The 19,218-nt window shown below is 33.4% G+C and carries 17 protein-coding genes and 1 tRNA gene; 16 read left to right on the top strand and 2 right to left on the bottom strand.

Features of this window, described 5'->3' with window-relative positions; translation table 11 throughout:
- The first annotated feature begins 5 nt into the window (after nucleotides 1-5).
- The gene (locus tag ACH5TW_RS00525) at nucleotides 6-1,100 is read left to right on the top strand and encodes an ABC transporter permease (RefSeq protein WP_439334519.1); all 1,095 of its coding nucleotides are present in this window, start codon (nucleotides 6-8) and stop codon (nucleotides 1,098-1,100) included.
- Nucleotides 1,101-1,195: 95 nt separating this feature from the next.
- On the opposite strand, the gene yihA is transcribed toward ACH5TW_RS00525, so the two are convergent.
- Entirely contained in the window at nucleotides 1,196-1,801 is a 606-nt protein-coding gene (yihA, locus tag ACH5TW_RS00530; RefSeq protein ID WP_439334520.1) for a ribosome biogenesis GTP-binding protein YihA/YsxC, read from the bottom strand.
- Nucleotides 1,802-1,844: 43 nt separating this feature from the next.
- A complete protein-coding gene (locus ACH5TW_RS00535) occupies nucleotides 1,845-2,609 on the bottom strand; it encodes an alpha/beta fold hydrolase (RefSeq protein ID WP_439334521.1) in 765 nt (254 codons plus the stop codon).
- Between the two features lie 290 nt (nucleotides 2,610-2,899).
- Here ACH5TW_RS00535 and mraZ point away from each other — a divergent pair, with 290 nt between their 5' ends.
- The 15 genes from mraZ to ACH5TW_RS00610 all read left to right on the top strand — a co-directional run bounded on the left by mraZ (nucleotide 2,900) and on the right by ACH5TW_RS00610 (nucleotide 19,092).
- Entirely contained in the window at nucleotides 2,900-3,370 is a 471-nt protein-coding gene (gene mraZ, locus ACH5TW_RS00540) for a division/cell wall cluster transcriptional repressor MraZ (RefSeq protein ID WP_439334522.1), read from the top strand.
- Entirely contained in the window at nucleotides 3,357-4,253 is an 897-nt protein-coding gene (gene rsmH / locus ACH5TW_RS00545) for a 16S rRNA (cytosine(1402)-N(4))-methyltransferase RsmH (RefSeq protein WP_439334523.1), read from the top strand. Before mraZ ends, rsmH begins: the two co-directional genes overlap by 14 nt.
- Nucleotides 4,253-4,570 carry an FtsL-like putative cell division protein gene (locus tag ACH5TW_RS00550; protein WP_439334524.1) on the top strand — a complete coding sequence of 106 codons (318 nt, stop codon included), beginning with the start codon at nucleotides 4,253-4,255 and terminating at the stop codon, nucleotides 4,568-4,570. Before rsmH ends, ACH5TW_RS00550 begins: the two co-directional genes overlap by 1 nt.
- A gap of 63 nt (nucleotides 4,571-4,633) precedes the next feature.
- Entirely contained in the window at nucleotides 4,634-6,592 is a 1,959-nt protein-coding gene (locus ACH5TW_RS00555; RefSeq protein ID WP_439334573.1) for a PASTA domain-containing penicillin-binding protein, read from the top strand.
- Entirely contained in the window at nucleotides 6,589-8,052 is a 1,464-nt protein-coding gene (locus ACH5TW_RS00560; RefSeq protein WP_439334525.1) for a UDP-N-acetylmuramoyl-L-alanyl-D-glutamate--2,6-diaminopimelate ligase, read from the top strand. Before ACH5TW_RS00555 ends, ACH5TW_RS00560 begins: the two co-directional genes overlap by 4 nt.
- 1 nt (nucleotide 8,053) lies before the next feature.
- A complete protein-coding gene (mraY, locus tag ACH5TW_RS00565) occupies nucleotides 8,054-9,295 on the top strand; it encodes a phospho-N-acetylmuramoyl-pentapeptide-transferase (protein ID WP_439334526.1) in 1,242 nt (413 codons plus the stop codon).
- Nucleotides 9,296-9,339: 44 nt separating this feature from the next.
- Nucleotides 9,340-10,677: a UDP-N-acetylmuramoyl-L-alanine--D-glutamate ligase gene (murD, locus tag ACH5TW_RS00570; RefSeq protein ID WP_439334574.1), complete on the top strand. Its 1,338-nt coding sequence runs from the start codon at nucleotides 9,340-9,342 to the stop codon at nucleotides 10,675-10,677.
- A gap of 22 nt (nucleotides 10,678-10,699) precedes the next feature.
- Nucleotides 10,700-11,893 (top strand): FtsW/RodA/SpoVE family cell cycle protein, encoded by a 1,194-nt coding sequence (locus tag ACH5TW_RS00575; RefSeq protein WP_439334527.1) that lies wholly within the window; start codon nucleotides 10,700-10,702, stop codon nucleotides 11,891-11,893.
- The gene (gene murG, locus ACH5TW_RS00580) at nucleotides 11,893-12,993 is read left to right on the top strand and encodes an undecaprenyldiphospho-muramoylpentapeptide beta-N-acetylglucosaminyltransferase (protein WP_439334528.1); all 1,101 of its coding nucleotides are present in this window, start codon (nucleotides 11,893-11,895) and stop codon (nucleotides 12,991-12,993) included. Before ACH5TW_RS00575 ends, murG begins: the two co-directional genes overlap by 1 nt.
- On the top strand, nucleotides 12,990-14,342 hold the full coding sequence (gene murC, locus ACH5TW_RS00585; RefSeq protein WP_439334529.1) for a UDP-N-acetylmuramate--L-alanine ligase: 1,353 nt from the start codon (nucleotides 12,990-12,992) through the stop codon (nucleotides 14,340-14,342). The genes murG and murC overlap by 4 nt, the downstream gene beginning before the upstream one ends.
- Before the next feature lie 73 nt (nucleotides 14,343-14,415).
- Entirely contained in the window at nucleotides 14,416-15,051 is a 636-nt protein-coding gene (locus ACH5TW_RS00590; RefSeq protein WP_439334530.1) for a cell division protein FtsQ/DivIB, read from the top strand.
- 3 nt (nucleotides 15,052-15,054) lie between these two features.
- Nucleotides 15,055-16,365 (top strand): cell division protein FtsA, encoded by a 1,311-nt coding sequence (ftsA, locus tag ACH5TW_RS00595; protein WP_439334531.1) that lies wholly within the window; start codon nucleotides 15,055-15,057, stop codon nucleotides 16,363-16,365.
- 54 nt (nucleotides 16,366-16,419) lie between these two features.
- Nucleotides 16,420-18,405 (top strand): cell division protein FtsZ, encoded by a 1,986-nt coding sequence (ftsZ, locus tag ACH5TW_RS00600; protein WP_439334532.1) that lies wholly within the window; start codon nucleotides 16,420-16,422, stop codon nucleotides 18,403-18,405.
- A 133-nt stretch (nucleotides 18,406-18,538) separates the two neighbouring features.
- The gene (locus ACH5TW_RS00605; RefSeq protein WP_439334533.1) at nucleotides 18,539-18,988 is read left to right on the top strand and encodes a GatB/YqeY domain-containing protein; all 450 of its coding nucleotides are present in this window, start codon (nucleotides 18,539-18,541) and stop codon (nucleotides 18,986-18,988) included.
- 30 nt (nucleotides 18,989-19,018) lie between these two features.
- Nucleotides 19,019-19,092, top strand: a tRNA-Arg gene (locus ACH5TW_RS00610).
- Nucleotides 19,093-19,218: the final 126 nt, after the last annotated feature.

Below are 19,218 nucleotides of genomic sequence, written 5' to 3' on the forward strand. Positions count from 1 at the left end.
TATAGATGAGTCATAAGTCTAACTCACTAAAACAATTAGCGCTCCAAAAGTTTAAAAAGAACTTTTGGGGCGTTTTTAGTTTCTATTTTATTGTATTTGTAGGCTTGGTTTCTGTGTTTGCTTATGTGTTTGCTCCAGACAACTCACAATATGCAAATCAAATGCATTTGTCTATTCATTCAGAAAAACCAGGGTTTACAGTTAATATGATTACGTTGCCTTCAGAATTAAAAATGGAACAAAGCACTTTTGATAAATTGTTCTTTGGAAAAAAAAATACAGATACCGAAATTCCTATTTCAGCATACACAATTAATGAAAATACAGTAACATATACCGAATACGCTGCCGATGGTTTAAAAGGTGTAGAAAAAATAGTGAGTTTAAATAGCTTTCCTAAAAAAAACATAGCCAATTATATAAAAGAAAAAACCTTTCTTTTTGGAACAGATAAGTATGGGCGCGATTTATTAAGTCGTGTGTTGGTAGGCGCTAGAATATCTTTTTTTATTGGCTTTGTGGCGGTATTTATTTCGTTAATTATTGGAGTTTTTATTGGAAGTATAGCTGGTTATTTTGGCGGTAAAGTAGATGCTGTTATTATGTGGGTTATTAATGTTACTTGGTCTATTCCTACCTTGTTATTGGTTATTGCTATAACTTTGGCTTTGGGTAAAGGTTTTTGGCAAGTATTTATAGCAGTTGGGCTTACTATGTGGGTCGAGGTGGCTAGAGTAGTGCGCGGACAAATAATTAGTACTAAAGAAATGCAATATGTTACGGCGGCAAGAGCGCTTGGTTTTAACGATTTTAGAATAATTACCAAACATATTTTACCAAATATAATGGCTCCGGTTATAGTAATATCAGCAGCTAATTTTGCGGGTGCTATTTTAATTGAAAGCGGGCTTAGTTTTTTAGGCATAGGCGCACAACCGCCAATGGCAAGCTGGGGAGCAATGATTAAAGACCATTATAATTATATTATACTAGGAAAACCGTATTTAGCTATTATACCTGGGCTTTGTATTGTGAGTTTAGTTATGGCATTTATGCTTATTGGGAATGCCTTGCGAGATGCTTTGGATGTTAAGAATTAGTGAGTGGAGTTGCTTTTAAAGTTTATAGAGTTTATGTACAGTTGTTCTAGCTTTTTATCTGATAATAAAATTGATGTAAATAAGGGTAAGAAAGCTTAATCTAAGTTCATATTCTCATTCAAACTATCAATATATTTTAAAACCTCGTCTTTACCAATGTCTTTAGACGATGAGGTGATAAAATAATTCGGCATATCTTCCCAAGTTTCTAGAAGTATATTTTTGTAAGCTTCAACATGGTCGTTAATGGCTTTTGGTCTTAGCTTATCGGCTTTTGTGAAAATAATAGAAAATGGTACGCCGTTTTCTCCCATCCATTGCATAAATTCTAAGTCTACAGGCTGTGGCGTATGTCTAATATCTACTAAAACAAAAGCGGTAACCAGTTGCTCGCGTAAACCAAAATATTGAGTTATAAATTTTTGAAATACTTTTTTAGAACTTTTAGAAACACGCGCATAACCATAGCCAGGTAAATCTACCAAGTGCCAGTTTTTATTAATTAAAAAGTGGTTTATAAGTTGTGTTTTTCCTGGTCTTCCAGATGTTTTTGCTAAGCTTTTTCGGCTAGTAAGCATATTTATTAAGGATGACTTTCCAACATTGCTCCTGCCTATAAATGCATATTCAGGTAACTTGCTTTTTGGGCATTTGGCAACATCAGAGTTACTCATAACAAATTCGGCCGACTTAATTTTCATATTTTATTGTTTCCGAGAAATCGGGAGTTTTATTAATTGAATCTTAAAGGTTTCTTTTTTGAAACCAAGTATCAAGTATCGTGTTAAACTCATCTGGGTGCTCCATCATAGCAGCATGTCCGCATTTATCAATCCAATATAAATCTGAATCTGGTAAAAGTTCATTAAACTCTACAGCAACTTCAGGCGGTGTTACATTGTCATTTTTACCCCAAATAATACAGGTTGGTGTATGCATCTTAGGTAAGTCTTTAGCCATATTGTGCCTTATCGCGCTTTTTGCAATCGCTAAGGTTTTTATAAGTTTGTTTCTGTCGTTTACGGTTTCATATACTTCATCTACAATTTCTTTTGTAGCAACCTCAGGGTCGTAAAAAACATCTTGTGCTTTCTTTTTTATAACCTCATAGTCGCTGCGTTTAGTATAGCCGCCACCCATTGCGCTTTCGTAAAGTCCAGAACTTCCGGTTATTATAAGAGCTTTTACTTTTTCTGGGTATAGTTTTGTATGATATAAGCCTATGTGTCCGCCAAGTGAGTTTCCTAATAAAATAACTTCATCGAAACCTTTAAATTCTATAAAATCAAATAAATACTTGGCGAAACTTTTTACGTTTGTTTTAAGTAAAGACATTGAATATATGGGTAGTTCTGGTATTATAACTTTATACCCTTTTTTGCTAAAAAAATCAGAAACACCATTAAAATTACTTAGTCCTCCCATTAAACCGTGTAATACAATTATAGGGGTGCCTTCACCAGTTTCAATATAACTGAAATCTTTTTCTTTTTTTAAACGATGCGCCATTAATTAGTCATTGCGTTAAAAACAAATATAGGTAAATCATTCATAGTTTCAATGATTTTAATTGTTCTGCAAAAATAATAGTTTTTAACCAAGATGTTAACAATACATCTCTTTTTTAATCTTTTTCTCTAATAGGTTGAAAGTGAGTGATGGTGCTATTTTTTTTGCGAAAAACCTGTTATAAAACACGTTTAATCGAAAATTTATTAACAAAGTGGTATAAAGTGGTAAAATGTGGTAAAATTTTCGATATATTTGAATCTTTAAGATTTAAACTTTATTCAATCGCTTTGAGCTTATTAACAGGGACATACGAATGTAAAGTAGATGCCAAAGGCAGACTAATGATGCCTGCTGCAATAAAAAAGCAGTTGGCTTCGGTGTTGCAAGATGGTTTTGTGTTGCGTCGTTCGGTGTTTCAGAAATGCTTAGAGTTGTACCCAATGAGTGAGTGGCAGGTGTTGATGCAAAAAATGAATAAGTTAAATAAGTTTAAAAAGAAGAACAACGATTTTATTCGTCGTTTTACTGCAGGAGCAAAAATAGTTGAGGTGGATGTTAATGGGCGTTTATTGGTGCCTAAGGATTTGACGGTTTTTGCTAATATTTCAAAAAATATAGTGGTAGCTTCTGCTATAAATATTATTGAAATTTGGGATAAAGATTTATACGAGCAAGCTATTGATGATGCGTCTTTAGATTTTGCAGACTTAGCTGAAGAAGTAATGGGACAAGATGATGATGACTATGGAATATCATAATCCAGTATTGTTAACAGAAACTGTTGACGGTTTAAATATTAAAGAAGATGGTGTTTACGTGGATGTTACTTTTGGTGGTGGCGGACATAGTAAAGAAATATTAAAAAGACTTGGTGAAAAGGGGAGGTTGTTTGCTTTTGATCAAGATTTAGATGCGCTTGGGAATGCAATTGATGACAGTCGGTTTACATTAATAAATGAAAATTTTAGATACATAAAGCGTTTTTTAAGGTTTTATGGTGTAAAACAGGTTGATGGTGTTTTGGCAGATTTTGGTGTGTCGTCTCATCAGTTTGATGTTGCAGAGCGTGGGTTTTCTACCCGGTTTGAGGCAGATTTAGATATGCGAATGAATCAGGAAAATGAAATATCTGCATATCATGTGGTTAATGATTATGAGGAAGAACAATTGAAGGATGTGTTTTTGCAATATGGGGAGTTGAGAGCGGCTCCGGCAATGGCTAGGTTAATTGTAGAGCATAGAAAAACAGATTCTATAATAACGAGTGAACAGTTAAAAACGGTATTGAGGAAATTTTTACCGCCACGACATGAAAACAAAGTGTTGGCGCAAATATATCAAGCTATTAGAATTGAAGTGAATCAAGAGATTGAAGCTTTAAAAGAGTTTTTGCTTCAAACGCCAGAGATTTTAGTTAAAGGAGGTCGGTTAAGTTTTATCTCTTATCATTCGTTAGAAGATAGATTAGTGAAACGTTTTATAAGAAATGGATTGTTTGAAGGAGAGCCAGAGCGTGATATGTTTGGGAATTTTGAAGTGCCACTTAAAAAGGTAAACGGTTTAATAGTGCCTAGTAAAGAAGAAATAAAAATAAATAGCAGAGCAAGAAGTGCGAAACTAAGAGTAGCAGAAAAATTGTAATGAAAAAAAATATCTATAACATATTAAAAGGTACTTTTTTAATTAGCGATGATTCTTTTAAGAGTTGGCGTTTTATTTTGTTTCTCTCTGGGTTGGCTATTGTTATGATTGCGAGTTCACATAGTGCAGATAAAAAAGTATATGAAATTGTTAGGTTGACAAATGAGGTTAAAGAAATGCGATCGGCATTTGTAGATGGTCGCTCAAAACTAATGCGGCTTAAAATGGAATCTGCAGTAGTGGATAAAATGAAAGATAAGGGCTTGGTGTCTTCGGTGGTGCCGCCTAAAAAGATAAAAGTTAAATCTCAAAATTAAAGCAAGACCTTGGCAGTAAACGAAAGAGGCATATTAAACCGATTGTATTTTATCGCAGGATGTATGTTCATCTTCGGGATTGCTGTGCTTTTTAAATTGTTTAGTATTCAGTTTTTGCAAGGTGATAAGTATCGCGACTTGGTAGAGAAGTGGGATGTTAAAAATGTAACTATTCCAGCTAATAGGGGGAATGTGTATGCCGATGACGGAAGTTTGTTGGCAACTTCTATTCCTAAATACAATATTGCAATTGATGCGGTGGTGGCTCCTACAAGTAAGTTTGAAGAATTTGTAAAGCCTTTGTGTGATTCTCTCTCTAGTTATTCAGGTAAGTCTTCTAATTATTATGAAAGAGCTATTAGAAAGGCTAGGGCAAATAAAAATCAGTATTTATTGTTGGCTAAGGATATTAATTACACCGATTACGTAAGGTTTAGAAATTTTCCGCTTTTAAAATTAGGAGCGATTCCTGGGGGGCTTATTGTAAATCAGAAAACAAAACGAGAATTCCCAATGGGGAGTATTGCTAGGCGTACCATAGGTTATGAGAAAATAGATAACAAAGGTAATGTTACGCGTCCAGGTATTGATGGTGCTTTTGGGGTTGAATACTTAAGGGGTGTTGATGGAAAACAATTAAAACAAAAAATAGGAAAAGGAAAGTGGAAGCCACTTACTGATTATCAAATAGAGCCAAAAGATGGCTATGATGTTTATACAACTATTGATGTTAATATTCAAGATATAGCACATCATGCGCTTAAAGAACAATTAGATAAGTATAAAGCAGATCATGGTTGTGTTGTGGTTATGGAAACTAAAACCGGAGAGGTTAAGGCTATTTCTAACTTAGGAAGAAATAGTAAAGGTGTTTATTATGAACGATTGAATTATGCTGTAGGGGAAAGTCATGAGTCTGGATCTACGTTTAAGTTAATGGCACTAACAGCAGCTTTAGAAGATAAAGTAATAGATACGAGTGATGTTGTTGATACCGAGAATGGAATTTTAACATTCTATGGAAAAAAAGTAAGGGATTCGCATCGAGGTGGCTATGGTAAAATATCAATTTCGAAGGCTTTTGAGGTGTCTTCAAATACAGGTATAGTTAAAGTAATTGATCAAGCTTATAGTAAAACCCCAAGCAAGTTTGTAGATAGGTTGTATGCTATGAACTTAAATGAAAAGCTTGGTGTGTCTATAATTGGAGAGCCTAGTCCTGTAATACCAGATCCGAGAATAAAAAATGGAAGATGGAGTGGAATTGCATTGCAGTGGATGGCTTATGGTTATGGTGTGTCGTTTACGCCTTTGCAAACACTTGCATTTTATAATGCTATTGCGAATGATGGTAAAATGGTGAGACCTCAATTTTTAAAAGAGGTTAAAGAGTTTGATAAAGTTATAGAGCCTTATGAGATAAAAGTTGTAAATAACCAAATTTGCTCTAAAGAAACCATAAAAAAGGTGCAGCAGTTACTTAAAAATGTTGTGGAGAAAAAACATGGTACAGGGCATAGGTTGTATTCTGAAAACTTCTCAATGGCAGGAAAAACAGGAACCTGTCAAAAAGATTATCGAAATAAAGAAAAGTTGAATTATATCTCGTCTTTCGCAGGTTATTTTCCAGCAGATAATCCTAAGTATTCTTGCATTGTCGTTATTCATGAGCCGGATAAAAGTGTTGGGTATTATGGTGCAGATGTGTCGGGTCCAGTTTTTAAAAAAATTGCACAAAAAATATTTATAGACACACCTGTAGTTGATGAGATTGAATCCCTAGATGCTAAGTTGGGGCTTATTGATAATAAGTATGATAAGTTCTACGAAACATCTAAAACATACAAAACTATTATGCCAAATGTAGTAGGTATGCCTGCAATGGATGCTTTGGCGCTTTTGGAGAATATGGAAGTGAAAGTAAAAGTAAAGCTTAATGGGAATGGTGTTGTAAAAGAGCAGTCGGTAAGTAAAAGTCAAAAATTAAAGAATAATCAAACAATTGTTTTAAAAGCTTCATGATAGCATTAAAAGACATATTATATAAGGTTACCTTAAATGCTGTAATAGGAAATACAAGTGTTGAAATTAATGCTGTGTATTTTGATTCTAGAAGTGTGCAAAAAGGCGATGTTTTTGTAGCTGTAAATGGTAGTGTTGTTGATGGTCATAAATATATAGATGTAGCAATTAATAACGGTGCTATTGCAGTTGTTTGCGAGGTTGTACCAGAAAATATAGTAGATGGTGTTACGTATGTTGAGGTAGATAATTCTAGTAAAGCGCTAGCAATTATGGCATCAAATTTCTATGGCGTACCATCAGAAAATTTAAAACTTGTTGGAGTTACAGGGACAAATGGTAAAACAACGGTTGCAAGTTTGCTATTTCAGTTGTTTAAAAATGCGGGTTTTAAAGTAGGTTTACTGTCTACGGTTAAAATAATGGTTGATAATAAAGCCTACAAAGCAACACATACAACGCCAGATTCATTAACTATAAATGAGTATTTAAAGGAAATGAATGATGAAGGGGTTGAGTTTTGTTTCATGGAAGTAAGTTCACACGGTATTCATCAAAATAGAACCGAAGGCTTGCGTTTTGAAGGTGGGATATTTACCAATTTATCGCACGATCATTTAGATTATCATAAAACTTTTGCAGAATATAGAGATGTTAAAAAGGTGTTTTTTGATTGTTTGCCTCCTCAAGCATTTGCATTGGTAAATGTTGATGATAAAAATGGTTTGGTAATGCTTCAAAATACCAAAGCAAAAAAATATACCTATGCTTTAAAAGGTTATGCTGATTATAAAGCGCAGATATTAGAAAATCAATTCGGTGGTTTGTTATTGAAGGTTAACGATAGCGAAGTTTGGACTCGATTGATAGGGAACTTTAATGCTTATAATGTATTAGCTATTTACGCTACTGCGGAATTATTAGGACTTGAAAAAGTAGAAGTACTTCGATTAATAAGCGATTTAGAAAGTGTGAGTGGGCGTTTTCAATACATAGTTTCAAACGAAAAAATAACAGCTATTGTTGATTATGCACATACACCTGATGCTTTAAAAAATGTGTTAGAAACCATTAATAGTATTCGAACAAAAAACGAAGAACTAATAACGGTTGTTGGATGTGGTGGCGATAGAGATAAAACAAAACGTCCTAAAATGGCGCATATCGCTTCGGCTTTAAGTACTAAGGTTATTTTTACAAGTGATAATCCGCGAAGCGAAAAACCAGAGGTTATTTTAAGTGAGATGGAGCAAGGAGTGGAGCCACAAAATTTCAAAAAAACATTAACCATTGAAGATAGAAAACAGGCTATAAAAGCAGCTTGTCAAATGGCGCAACCTAATGATATTATTCTGATTGCAGGAAAAGGGCATGAAACATATCAGGAAATTAATGGTGAGCGTTTTGATTTTGATGATTATAAAATAGTGCAAGAACTTTTAAAACAATTACAAAAATAATATGCTGTATTATTTATTTGAATATTTAGAAAAACAATTCCAATTTCCTGGAGCATCACTTTTTGGTTTTATAACCTTTAGAGCTGCTTTTGCTATGATTTTGTCGTTGCTTATATCTACAATTTATGGTAAACGTATTATTCGTTTTCTTCAGAAAAAACAAATGGGTGAAACCATTAGAGATTTAGGTTTAGAAGGACAAAAAGAAAAAGCTGGCACACCAACCATGGGTGGTTTAATCATCATTTTGGCAACATTAATTCCTGTGCTGTTATTATCTAGGTTAGAAAATATATACATTATTCTTTTAATAGTTACAACCCTTTGGATGGGGGCTATCGGTTTTATTGATGATTATTTAAAAAAGTTTAAAAATGATAAAGAAGGTTTAAAAGGTCGATTTAAAGTTACTGGACAAGTGGGTTTAGGGATTATTGTCGGAGCTACTTTGTTTTTTCATCAAGATGTTACCATGAAAGAAAAATTGCCTATTAATGAGCAACAAGTTCTTTTGGCAGAAAATCCAAATATTTCTCCTTCAAAATTATTTCAAGATGAAGTGAAGTCAACTAAAACAACAATTCCTTTTGTTAAGAATAATGAGTTTGATTATGCCGATTTAATTACTTGGATGAATCCGGAATGGGCTAAATATGCTTGGGTGGTTTTTATTCTGGCCTCTATTTTTATTATTACAGCAGTGTCAAATGGCGCGAATCTTACTGATGGAATTGATGGCCTTGCCGCAGGTACATCAGCAATAATTGTTCTCACTTTGGGAATTTTTGCTTTTGTGTCTGGTCGTGTCGATTTTTCAGAATACCTCAATATTATGTATATCCCAAGTATTGGAGAAATTACAATATATATAGCTGCGTTCGTAGGAGCGCTTATTGGGTTTTTATGGTACAATACGTATCCAGCACAAGTGTTTATGGGAGATACAGGGAGTTTAACTATTGGTGGTATTATAGCTGTAATAGCTATTGCTGTTAGAAAAGAGTGGTTAATACCTGTGTTATGTGGTATATTTTTAGCTGAAAATTTATCCGTGGTTATGCAGGTAAGTTGGTTTAAGTATACCAAGAAAAAGTTTGGAGAAGGACGACGCATTTTTAAAATGTCGCCATTGCATCACCATTATCAAAAGTTAGGATATCACGAAAGTAAAATAGTTACACGTTTTTGGATTGTAGGCATATTGCTGGCAATTCTTTCGATAGTAACATTGAAAATAAGATAATAATTGTCATGCTGGGCGAAGTCGAAGCATCTCAAAATAACGGAATGACAAAACAAAGATTAGTCATATTAGGAGGCGGAGAAAGCGGTGTTGGTACAGCGCTTTTAGGAAAGGAAAAAGGCTATGAGGTTTTTGTTTCCGATAAGGGAAAAATAAAAGAAAAGTACAAACAAGTTCTTATACATAATGAGATTGAATGGGAAGATGAGAAGCATACAGAAGCAAGAATTCTGAAAGCAGACGTCGTAATGAAAAGTCCTGGTATTCCAGATAAAGTGTCTTTAGTAAAACAAATTCATGAAAAAGGAATACAAGTAGTTTCAGAAATTGAATTTGCAGCAAAATTTACAGAAGCAACAATTATTGGAATTACAGGAAGTAACGGTAAAACGACCACGGCTACGCTAACGCATCATATTTTAAAACAAGAATTGAATGTGGGTTTAGCGGGGAATATTGGTGACAGTTTTGCAAAACAGGTTTTAGAAGAAGATTTTGAAAATTACGTGTTAGAGATAAGCAGTTTTCAATTAGATGATATTGTCGATTTTAAACCGAAAATAGCTGTCATTACAAATATTACTCCCGATCATTTAGATCGATATGATTATCGGTTTGAAAATTATATCGCTTCAAAATTTAGAATAGCTATGAATCAAACATCAGATGATTATTTGATTTATGATGCTGATGATGAGGTTATAGTAAATCATTTAAATAAGAATCCAGTTCAATCTACATTATTACCATTTTCATTAGAAAAAACTATTGAAAACGGTGCGTATTTAGACAAAGAGAATATAAAAATAACAATAAACAACAACCAGATAATTATGCCGACAAGAAATTTGACTTTAGAAGGAAAACACAATGTTAAAAATGCTATGGCTGCTACAACAGTATCGCATTTGTTGAAAATTAGAAAACAAACTATTAGAGAAAGTTTGGAGAATTTTCAAGGTGTAGAACATCGATTGGAGCAAGTGCTTAAAATTAATAAGGTGCAGTATATAAATGATTCTAAGGCTACAAACGTTAATGCGACCTATTATGCTTTAGAAAGTATGGATGCGCCTACGGTTTGGATTGTAGGAGGTGTTGATAAAGGTAATAATTATCAAGAGTTGTTTCAGTTTGTAAACGAAAAAGTAAAGGCTGTTATCTGTTTAGGTGTTGATAATGAAAAACTAATAAGCACCTTTGGTAATATGGTTGATTTAGTTGTTGAAACCCAATTTATGAGTGAGGCAGTTAAAATTGCTTATAAAATTGCAGAAAGTGGTGATAATGTATTGCTGTCTCCTGCATGTGCAAGTTTTGATTTGTTTGAAAACTATGAAGATAGAGGACGTCAATTTAAAAATGCAGTAAGAAATTTATAAGTCATAAAATTAAAAAGAAAGCGTGCAGGCATTATTTAAAAATATAAAAGGAGATCGGTTAATTTGGGCTATTGTGGCGTTGTTGGCAATATTGTCTTTTTTACCGGTATATAGTGCTGCAAGTGATTTGGCGTATAGCAAATATGATGGGAATACGTTTATTTCATTTGTAAAACATTTTATGCATTTGTTTTTAGGTTTTGCTATTATGTATGGGGTTCATAAAATTCCATATAAGTATTTTAAAGGCTTGTCTTTGGTGATGATGCCGGTGATTTTAGTACTCTTGGTTGTTACTATGTTGCAAGGAACAGTAATGGGGGGAGCGAGTGCTAGTAGATGGATTAAAATTCCAATAGTGGGGATGTCTTTTCAAACTTCAACGTTGGCATTTGTTGTTTTAATGGTTTATGTAGCGCGTTATATGTCTAAAATAAAAGACGAAGATGTTACGTTTAAAGCTTCTGTTATACCGCTTTGGCTACCAGTTTTTATGGTGCTTGGTTTAATATTGCCGTCAAATTTTTCAACGGCGGCTATTATGTTTTTAATGGTAATGATATTGGTCTTTCTTGGTGGGTATCCAGTGCGTTATTTAGGTGTTATTTTAGGAACAGGATTAGTAGCTTTAGTCTTCTTTGTGATGGTGGCTAAGTTAACAACGGGGCCGCTTCATGTTAAAGTGACAACTTGGGAAAATAGGATTAAAAACTTTTCAAATAAAGAAGATACACAAGCCGATTATCAAATAGAAAAGGCAAAAGTAGCTATAGCCTCAGGACAAATATGGGGTGTAGGACCAGGTAAAAGTGTTCAAAAACATGCATTGCCGCAGTCGTCATCTGATTTTATTTTTGCCATTATTATTGAAGAATATGGTTTACTAGGAGGTTTGTCTATTATGCTTTTGTATATGTGGCTGTTGTTTAGAATTGTTATTGTATCGCAAAAGGCTGATACTATTTTTGGTAAATTATTAGTGTTGGGTGTTGGGTTACCAATAGTGTTTCAAGCCTTAATAAATATGGCAGTTGCAGTAGAATTGTTTCCTGTAACAGGACAAACATTACCGTTAATAAGTAGTGGTGGTACTTCTATTTGGATGACCTGTTTAGCGATAGGGATTATATTAAGTGTAAGTGCAAAAAGAGAAGAGATTAAAGAACAAGAAATAAATGAAGATAATCCGTTAGAAATTTTATCTGAAGCAATATAATGAGTCATTACAAAATCATATTATCAGGAGGAGGAACAGGGGGGCATATTTATCCTGCAATTGCTATTGCAAATGAATTGAAGAGTCGTTTTCCAGAAGCACAATTTTTGTTTGTTGGTGCTCAAGATAGAATGGAGATGGAGAAAGTGCCGCAAGCAGGATATGAGATAGAAGGGTTGTGGATTACTGGAATTCAACGTAAGCTAACTGCTAAAAACTTGATGTTTCCTTTTAAACTGATAAGTAGTTTGTGGAATGCTAGGAAAATTATAAAAGCATTTAAGCCAGATGTTGTTATTGGTACAGGTGGTTTTGCAAGCGGACCATTATTGCATGTGGCTGCTTCTAAAAAAATACCAAGTTTAATACAGGAACAAAATTCGTATCCAGGTATTACAAATAAACTATTAGCTGGAAAGGCTAAAAAAATATGTGTAGCCTATGATGGTTTAGAACGATTTTTTCCGAAGGATAAAATTATAAAAACAGGAAATCCTGTGAGACAAGGTTTATTGGATATTGAAGAAAAAACAGTTGAAGCTAAAGATTTTTTCAACTTAAAGCATGGTAAATATACACTTTTAGTGTTGGGTGGGAGTTTAGGCGCAAGACGTATAAATGAATTGATTGAAAGAGAATTGGAGTTTTTAGATATGCAAAACATCCAAATAATATGGCAATGTGGTAAATTATATTATCAGCAATATAAAATCTATAATAATACAAAAAACGTACAGGTTTATGAGTTTTTGAATAATATGGATTTGGCTTACGCAGCTGCCGATATTGTAATATCTAGAGCAGGAGCGGGTTCGGTTTCAGAGCTTTGTATTGTAGGTAAGCCAGTAGTGTTTGTGCCGTCTCCTAATGTTGCGGAAGATCATCAAACTAAAAACGCTATGTCTATTGTGAATAGTAATGCAGCCATGATAATTAAGGAAGAAGATTTAGATGCCGATTTTCAAAATAAATTTTCACAGTTAGTAGCATCTCCTGAAAAGCAAAAGGAATTAGGAGAGAATATAAAAAAGTTAGCATTAGTAAATGCAACAAAACAAATAGCAGATGAAGTTGAAAAACTTCTGAAAAAAAATAAATGAGTTTAGAGAATATAAATAGCGTGTTTTTTGTTGGTATTGGCGGCATTGGTATGAGTGCCTTGGCTCGATATTTTAATGCGAATAATAAGCAGGTTGCTGGTTACGATAAAACGCAGACAGAAATTACAGATGGTTTAGTGTCATTAGGTATTGATATTCATTTTGAAGATACTATTGAAAATATAAACGCTAGTTATTTTAATACTGAAAGTACTCTGGTTGTATATACGCCAGCGGTTCCTAAAAATCATGTTGAATTAAATTATTTTAAGAGTAATGGTTATCAGGTTTTAAAGCGTTCTGAAGTTTTAGGATTAATTACCGAACACACATTTTGTTTAGCGGTAGCGGGTACGCATGGTAAAACAACAACAACTAGTATTCTTGGTCATTTAATGAAAGAATGCAACGTGCCATTAACAGCTTTTTTAGGAGGGATTAGTGAAAATTATAATTCTAATTTAATATTAAACGGTACAGATGTGTCTGTAGTTGAAGCTGATGAGTTCGATCGTTCTTTTTTAACATTATCTCCAGATTTAGCTTGTATCACTTCAATGGATGCCGATCATTTAGATATTTATGGTGAAGTTGATGCTTTAACGGATTCTTTTAAAGAATTTTCAGAAAGAATAAAACCAAATGGGAAGTTGTTTGTTAAAAACGGATTGCCATTAAAAGGAATAACTTACGGTATAGAAGACGATTCAGATTATGCTGTTCAAAATATAAAAATAGAAAAGGGTGCGTATGTTTTTGATGTTAAAACACCAAAAACAGTGCTAGAAAATATACAATTTAACCTACCTGGTAGACATAATTTGTCGAATGCATTAATAGCCTTGGCGATGGCTGTAGAATATGGTTGTCCTCACCAACAGCTCGCCAAAGCTTTAGCATCTTATAAAGGTGTAAAACGACGATTTACTTATCAAATTAAAACAGATAATCTTGTTTTTATAGATGATTATGCGCACCATCCTGAAGAAATTAACGCGGTACATCAAGCCGTGAGAGAAATGTATCCAAATAAAAAAGTGTTGGCTATTTTTCAGCCTCATTTGTATAGTAGAACACGCGATTTTATAGATGATTTTGCAAAGAGCTTATCTCAATTTGATGAATTGATGTTGCTAGATATTTATCCTGCAAGAGAACTGCCAATAGCGGGTGTTACATCAGAATGGTTGTTAAGTAAAATTGATAATAAAAAGAAACAATTAGTTAGTAAAAAGGATTTGTTAAAGCAGATACATAAAAGTGATGCGCAAATTATATTAACTATTGGAGCTGGAGATATAGGTCAGGAAGTGAAACATATTAAAAAAGAATTTACTATTGCGAGTTAATTGGAATTACATAAAGATGTTTGTTCTGCTAGGTTTAGTGGTCTTTTTGTTTGCTTTTGCTTCAAGCAGAAATATGAATAGAAAAGTAGCTAACCCTAATGTGAAATTTATTGGTGAAGACAATCTTTTTATAACAAATGAAACTGTTAGTAAATTGTTAATACAAAATTACGGGACAGTTAAAAACGTGTCTAAAGAAACTTTAGATTTGAATAAGTTAGAGAATGCCCTCAAATCTAATCCAATGATAAAAACTGCAGAAGTGTATGTTGCTGTTAATGGCTTACTTAATGCTAGAATAGAGCAAAAGACACCTATTGCGCGAGTTAGTACTAATGCGTCGTATTATATTGATGATGAAGGTTCTTACATGCCTTTGTCAAATAATTATTCTGCAAGAGTGCCGCTGGTTACTGGTTATGTTGAAAAAAATAATTTAAAAAACGTCTATAAAGTTGCAATAAAAATTAAAGTAGATGGCTTTTTAAAGAAAAATGTTATTGAGATTCATCAAGATATCAATAACAAGATTTCTTTAAAATTGAGACAATGTAAATTTTTAGTGGAATTAGGTGATGTAAATTTTTTAGATAAGAAGATTAATAATTTAAAAGCGTTTTATCAAAAAAAACAAAAAGAGAAAGCGCTTAATAATTATAGTAAAGTCAATTTACAATTTGGCAACCAAGTAATATGTACCAAAACATAAACCATGGAGCATAATATAGCAGTAGGATTAGACATAGGAACCACAAAGATTGTGGCTATGATTGGTCGTAAAAACGAATACGGCAAACTCGAAATTATCGGCATTGGTAAGTCTAAAAGTTTAGGCGTGCATCGTGGTGTTGTAAATAATATTACGCAAACTATTCAGTCAATACAGCAAGCTGTACAAGAAGCTGAAGTTGCTGCTGCAACCAAAATAGAAGGTGTTACAGTTGGTATTGCAGGGCAGCATATTCGTAGTTTACAACATAGCGATTATATAACGAGATCAAATTCAGAAACGGTTATAGATGATGATGACATTGATAGGTTGATTAATCAAGTGCATAAATTAGTAATGCTTCCTGGAGAAGAAATTATTCATGTATTACCACAAGAATATAAAATTGATGGGCAAGCTGAAATAAAAGAACCTATAGGAATGTATGGGGGGCGTTTAGAGGCTAATTTTCATGTCGTAGTAGGGCAAGTGTCTTCTATTAGAAATATAGGTCGTTGTGTACAAAGTGCAGGTTTAAACCTTGAAGGAATAACTTTAGAACCATTAGCTTCTGCAAATGCTGTTTTAAGTCAGGAAGAAAAAGAAGCAGGTGTTGCATTAATTGACATAGGAGGAGGAACAACCGATTTGGCCATTTTTAGAGATGGTATTATTCGTCATACAGCAGTAATTCCTTTTGGAGGAAATGTTATTACTGAAGATATAAAAGAAGGCTGTTCTATTATAGAAAAGCAGGCAGAGTTACTTAAAATAAAATTTGGTTCAGCATGGCCAGGAGAAAATAAGGATAATGAAATTGTTTCAATACCAGGTTTACGTGGTAGAGAGCCAAAAGAAATTACTCTTAAAAACCTTTCGAAAATTATTCATGCACGTGTTGTTGAAATTGTAGAACAAGTATATGTTGAAATTAAAAACTACGGACACGAAGAGCAAAAGAAAAAACTAATAGCAGGTATTGTTTTAACAGGTGGTGGTAGCCAATTAAAGCATTTAAAACAATTAGTAGAATATATAACAGGAATGGATACCAGAATAGGTTATCCAAATGAGCATTTAGCAGGAGATAGTGATGAAGATGTAACAAGTCCGTTATACGCAACAGCAGTAGGGTTAGTATTAGACGGCTTAAAACGTCAAGAAAGAAAGAAGATTGAGCAGGAAGAAGAACAAGCTACTGTAGAAGAAACATCAGTAGAAGATGAAATTATAGAGAAACCAGTTAAGGAAAGACGCTCATTCCTTGATAAGTTAACAGAGCGCGTTAAAGATTTTTTAGATAACGCAGAGTGATTAAATCCATTGAATAAAAAATATATAGTATAAAACCCCAGTAAAACAGAATTTATGAGCAGCAAAAAAGAATTCGAAAGCATCTCATTTGATTTACCTAAGAACCAATCAAATGTAATTAAAGTTATTGGTGTTGGAGGTGGTGGTAGTAATGCCATAAACCACATGTTCCAACAAGGTATTAAAGGCGTAGATTTTTACGTTTGTAATACAGACGCACAAGCACTTCAAAATAGTGGTGTTCCAAACAAAATTCAGTTAGGTCTTAATTTAACTGAAGGGTTAGGAGCAGGCGCAAATCCAGATATTGGAGAGCAATCTGCAGTTGAAAGTTTTGATGACATTTCACAAATGTTAGATACAAACACTAAAATGGTTTTCATTACCGCAGGAATGGGAGGTGGTACAGGTACTGGTGCTGCTCCAATTATTGCTAAAATGGCTAAAGATTTAGATATTTTAACAGTAGGAATTGTAACGATGCCTTTTCAGTTTGAAGGAAAAATGCGTATCGAACAATCTCAAAAAGGGATTGAAAAATTAAGAAATGTTGTAGATTCTTTAATTGTAATTAATAATAACAAACTTCGCGAAGTGTATGGAAATCTTGGATTTAAAGCTGGGTTCTCTAAAGCAGACGAAGTTTTATCTACCGCTGCTCGTGGTATAGCCGAAGTTATTACACATCATTACACACAAAATATTGATTTACGTGATGCTAAAACGGTTCTAAGTAATAGTGGTACAGCCATTATGGGGTCAGCATTGGCATCAGGACAAAACCGTGCGCAAGATGCTATTCGTAAAGCACTAGATTCACCATTATTAAATGATAATAAAATTACTGGGGCTAAAAATGTATTGCTGCTAATTGTTTCTGGTTCTCATGAAATTACTATTGATGAAATAGGAGAAATAAATGATCATATTCAAAGTGAAGCTGGTCATGGTGCTAACATTATTATGGGTGTTGGTGAGGATGAAACTTTAGAAGAGTCAATAGCAGTTACTATTATAGCTACAGGATTTAATGTGGAGCAACAAGATGAGATTTCTAATACGGAAACTAAAAAAGTAATTCACTCGTTAAGTGAAGATCAGGATTTAGCCCCTCAAGAACGCGAACCTGTTATTATTGCTCCAGTTATAGAATTAGAAAAGAAAGAAGAGCCGCCAGTTGTAAGACATACTTTAGATGTAGAAGTTGAGGAAGAAACTCCTGTTAAAAGAGCAATTGAGACTAAAGAAGTTTCAAATGAAGTTTTCGATGATATAAATTTAATTCCCACATCAGAGATTATTAAAAACATAGATGTGGTTTATGAAGAAGTTTCAGCTAATGTTCAAGAGGAAGAGGATTTTATTATTAAACCTGTTACTAGAATGTCTGATGATGTTGAAGATATTAGTGATGTTGAGGTGCTTTCAGATTACATTGAAGAAGAACAACAAATTACTCTAACATTCGATTTACCAATTTCTTCTAAAAAAGAAGAAATTAAAGAATCCGATGATAAAATATCATATGAGTTAACCGATGATGAGGTTAAAAAGATTCCTGTAAATGATTATGTTGAATTAATTACTGTTAATGAAACAAATGAAGAAGGAGATGTTCGTTATGTCCTAGATGACTATACAGAAATAGAATCGTCTTTAAATAAAAAACAAAAATCTACAAATGAAGTTTTAGAAGAAGTAGAAGAAGAAATTGTTTTTGAAAAGAAAATTATTAAACAAGAAGCTGCTGAAGAGACTGTAAATGAAGAAGTGGATCCTATGAATAGTCCAATTTCTGAATTACTTAAAGAACGTGCAGAAGAGCGAAGACGTAAGATGAAAGACTTTAATTATAAATTCAATAATGCAAAAATTGATGATATAGAGAAAGTTCCTGCTTATAAAAGACAAGGTGTAAACCTAGAAGATGCTAAGCACTCATCAGAAACAGATTTATCTAGAACAAGTATAGGATTAGATGATAATGATGATATACAATTAAGAAGTAACAATTCGTTTTTACATGATAATGTAGATTAAATATTACTAAACTTACTTAGTTATTAACCCGAAAAGTATCCCTCAGCTTTTCGGGTTTTCCTTTAATTATTTTTTGCCAATCCTGCGAAGGCAGGAATCTATTTTTTATCTTCGCAATTAAATAAAGAATATAATGAGTTTACAACAAGATATAATGACGGCGCTAAAAGAAGCCATGAAATCTAAAAACCAAACAGCTCTAACAGCTTTACGTGCAGTGAAGTCTGCAATTTTATTAGCTCAAACAGAAAGTGGAGCTAAAGAAGACTTAACAGAAGATCAAGAACTTAAAATACTTCAAAAACAAGTAAAACAGCGTAAGGATAGTGCTGCTATATATTTAGAGCAAGGACGTGAAGATTTAGCTGCTCCAGAATTAGCAGAAGCTGAAGTGATAAATCAATTTCTTCCAGAAGCACTTAGCGAAGAAGAAATAGAAAAAGTAGTGGTTACAACAATTAGTAAGATTGGAGCGGAAGGCATGAAAGATATGGGGAAAGTCATGGGCATTGTTAGTCAAGAGTTAGCAGGACAAGCTGATGGTAAAATCATTTCGAACATAGTAAGACAAAAATTAACTTAAAATAAGATTCCTGCCTTCTTAGGAAGAAATGGCTGCGTAGTTCAACTGGATAGAATATCAGATTTCGGCTCTGAGGGTTGGGGGTTCGAATCCCTTCGCGGTCACTAATAAATTCAAAACCTCCACTTTTAAAATTAAGTTCGCTTAATTTTAAAAGTGGAGGTTTTTGGTTTTCAAAGCTAAATGCTTTAGTATATTCAATCCTCTCGTTTTTACTTATAATCATTTTG

It is taken from the genome of Thalassobellus sediminis, assembly GCF_044386045.1.
Taxonomy (GTDB): Bacteria; Bacteroidota; Bacteroidia; order Flavobacteriales; family Flavobacteriaceae; genus Thalassobellus; species Thalassobellus sediminis.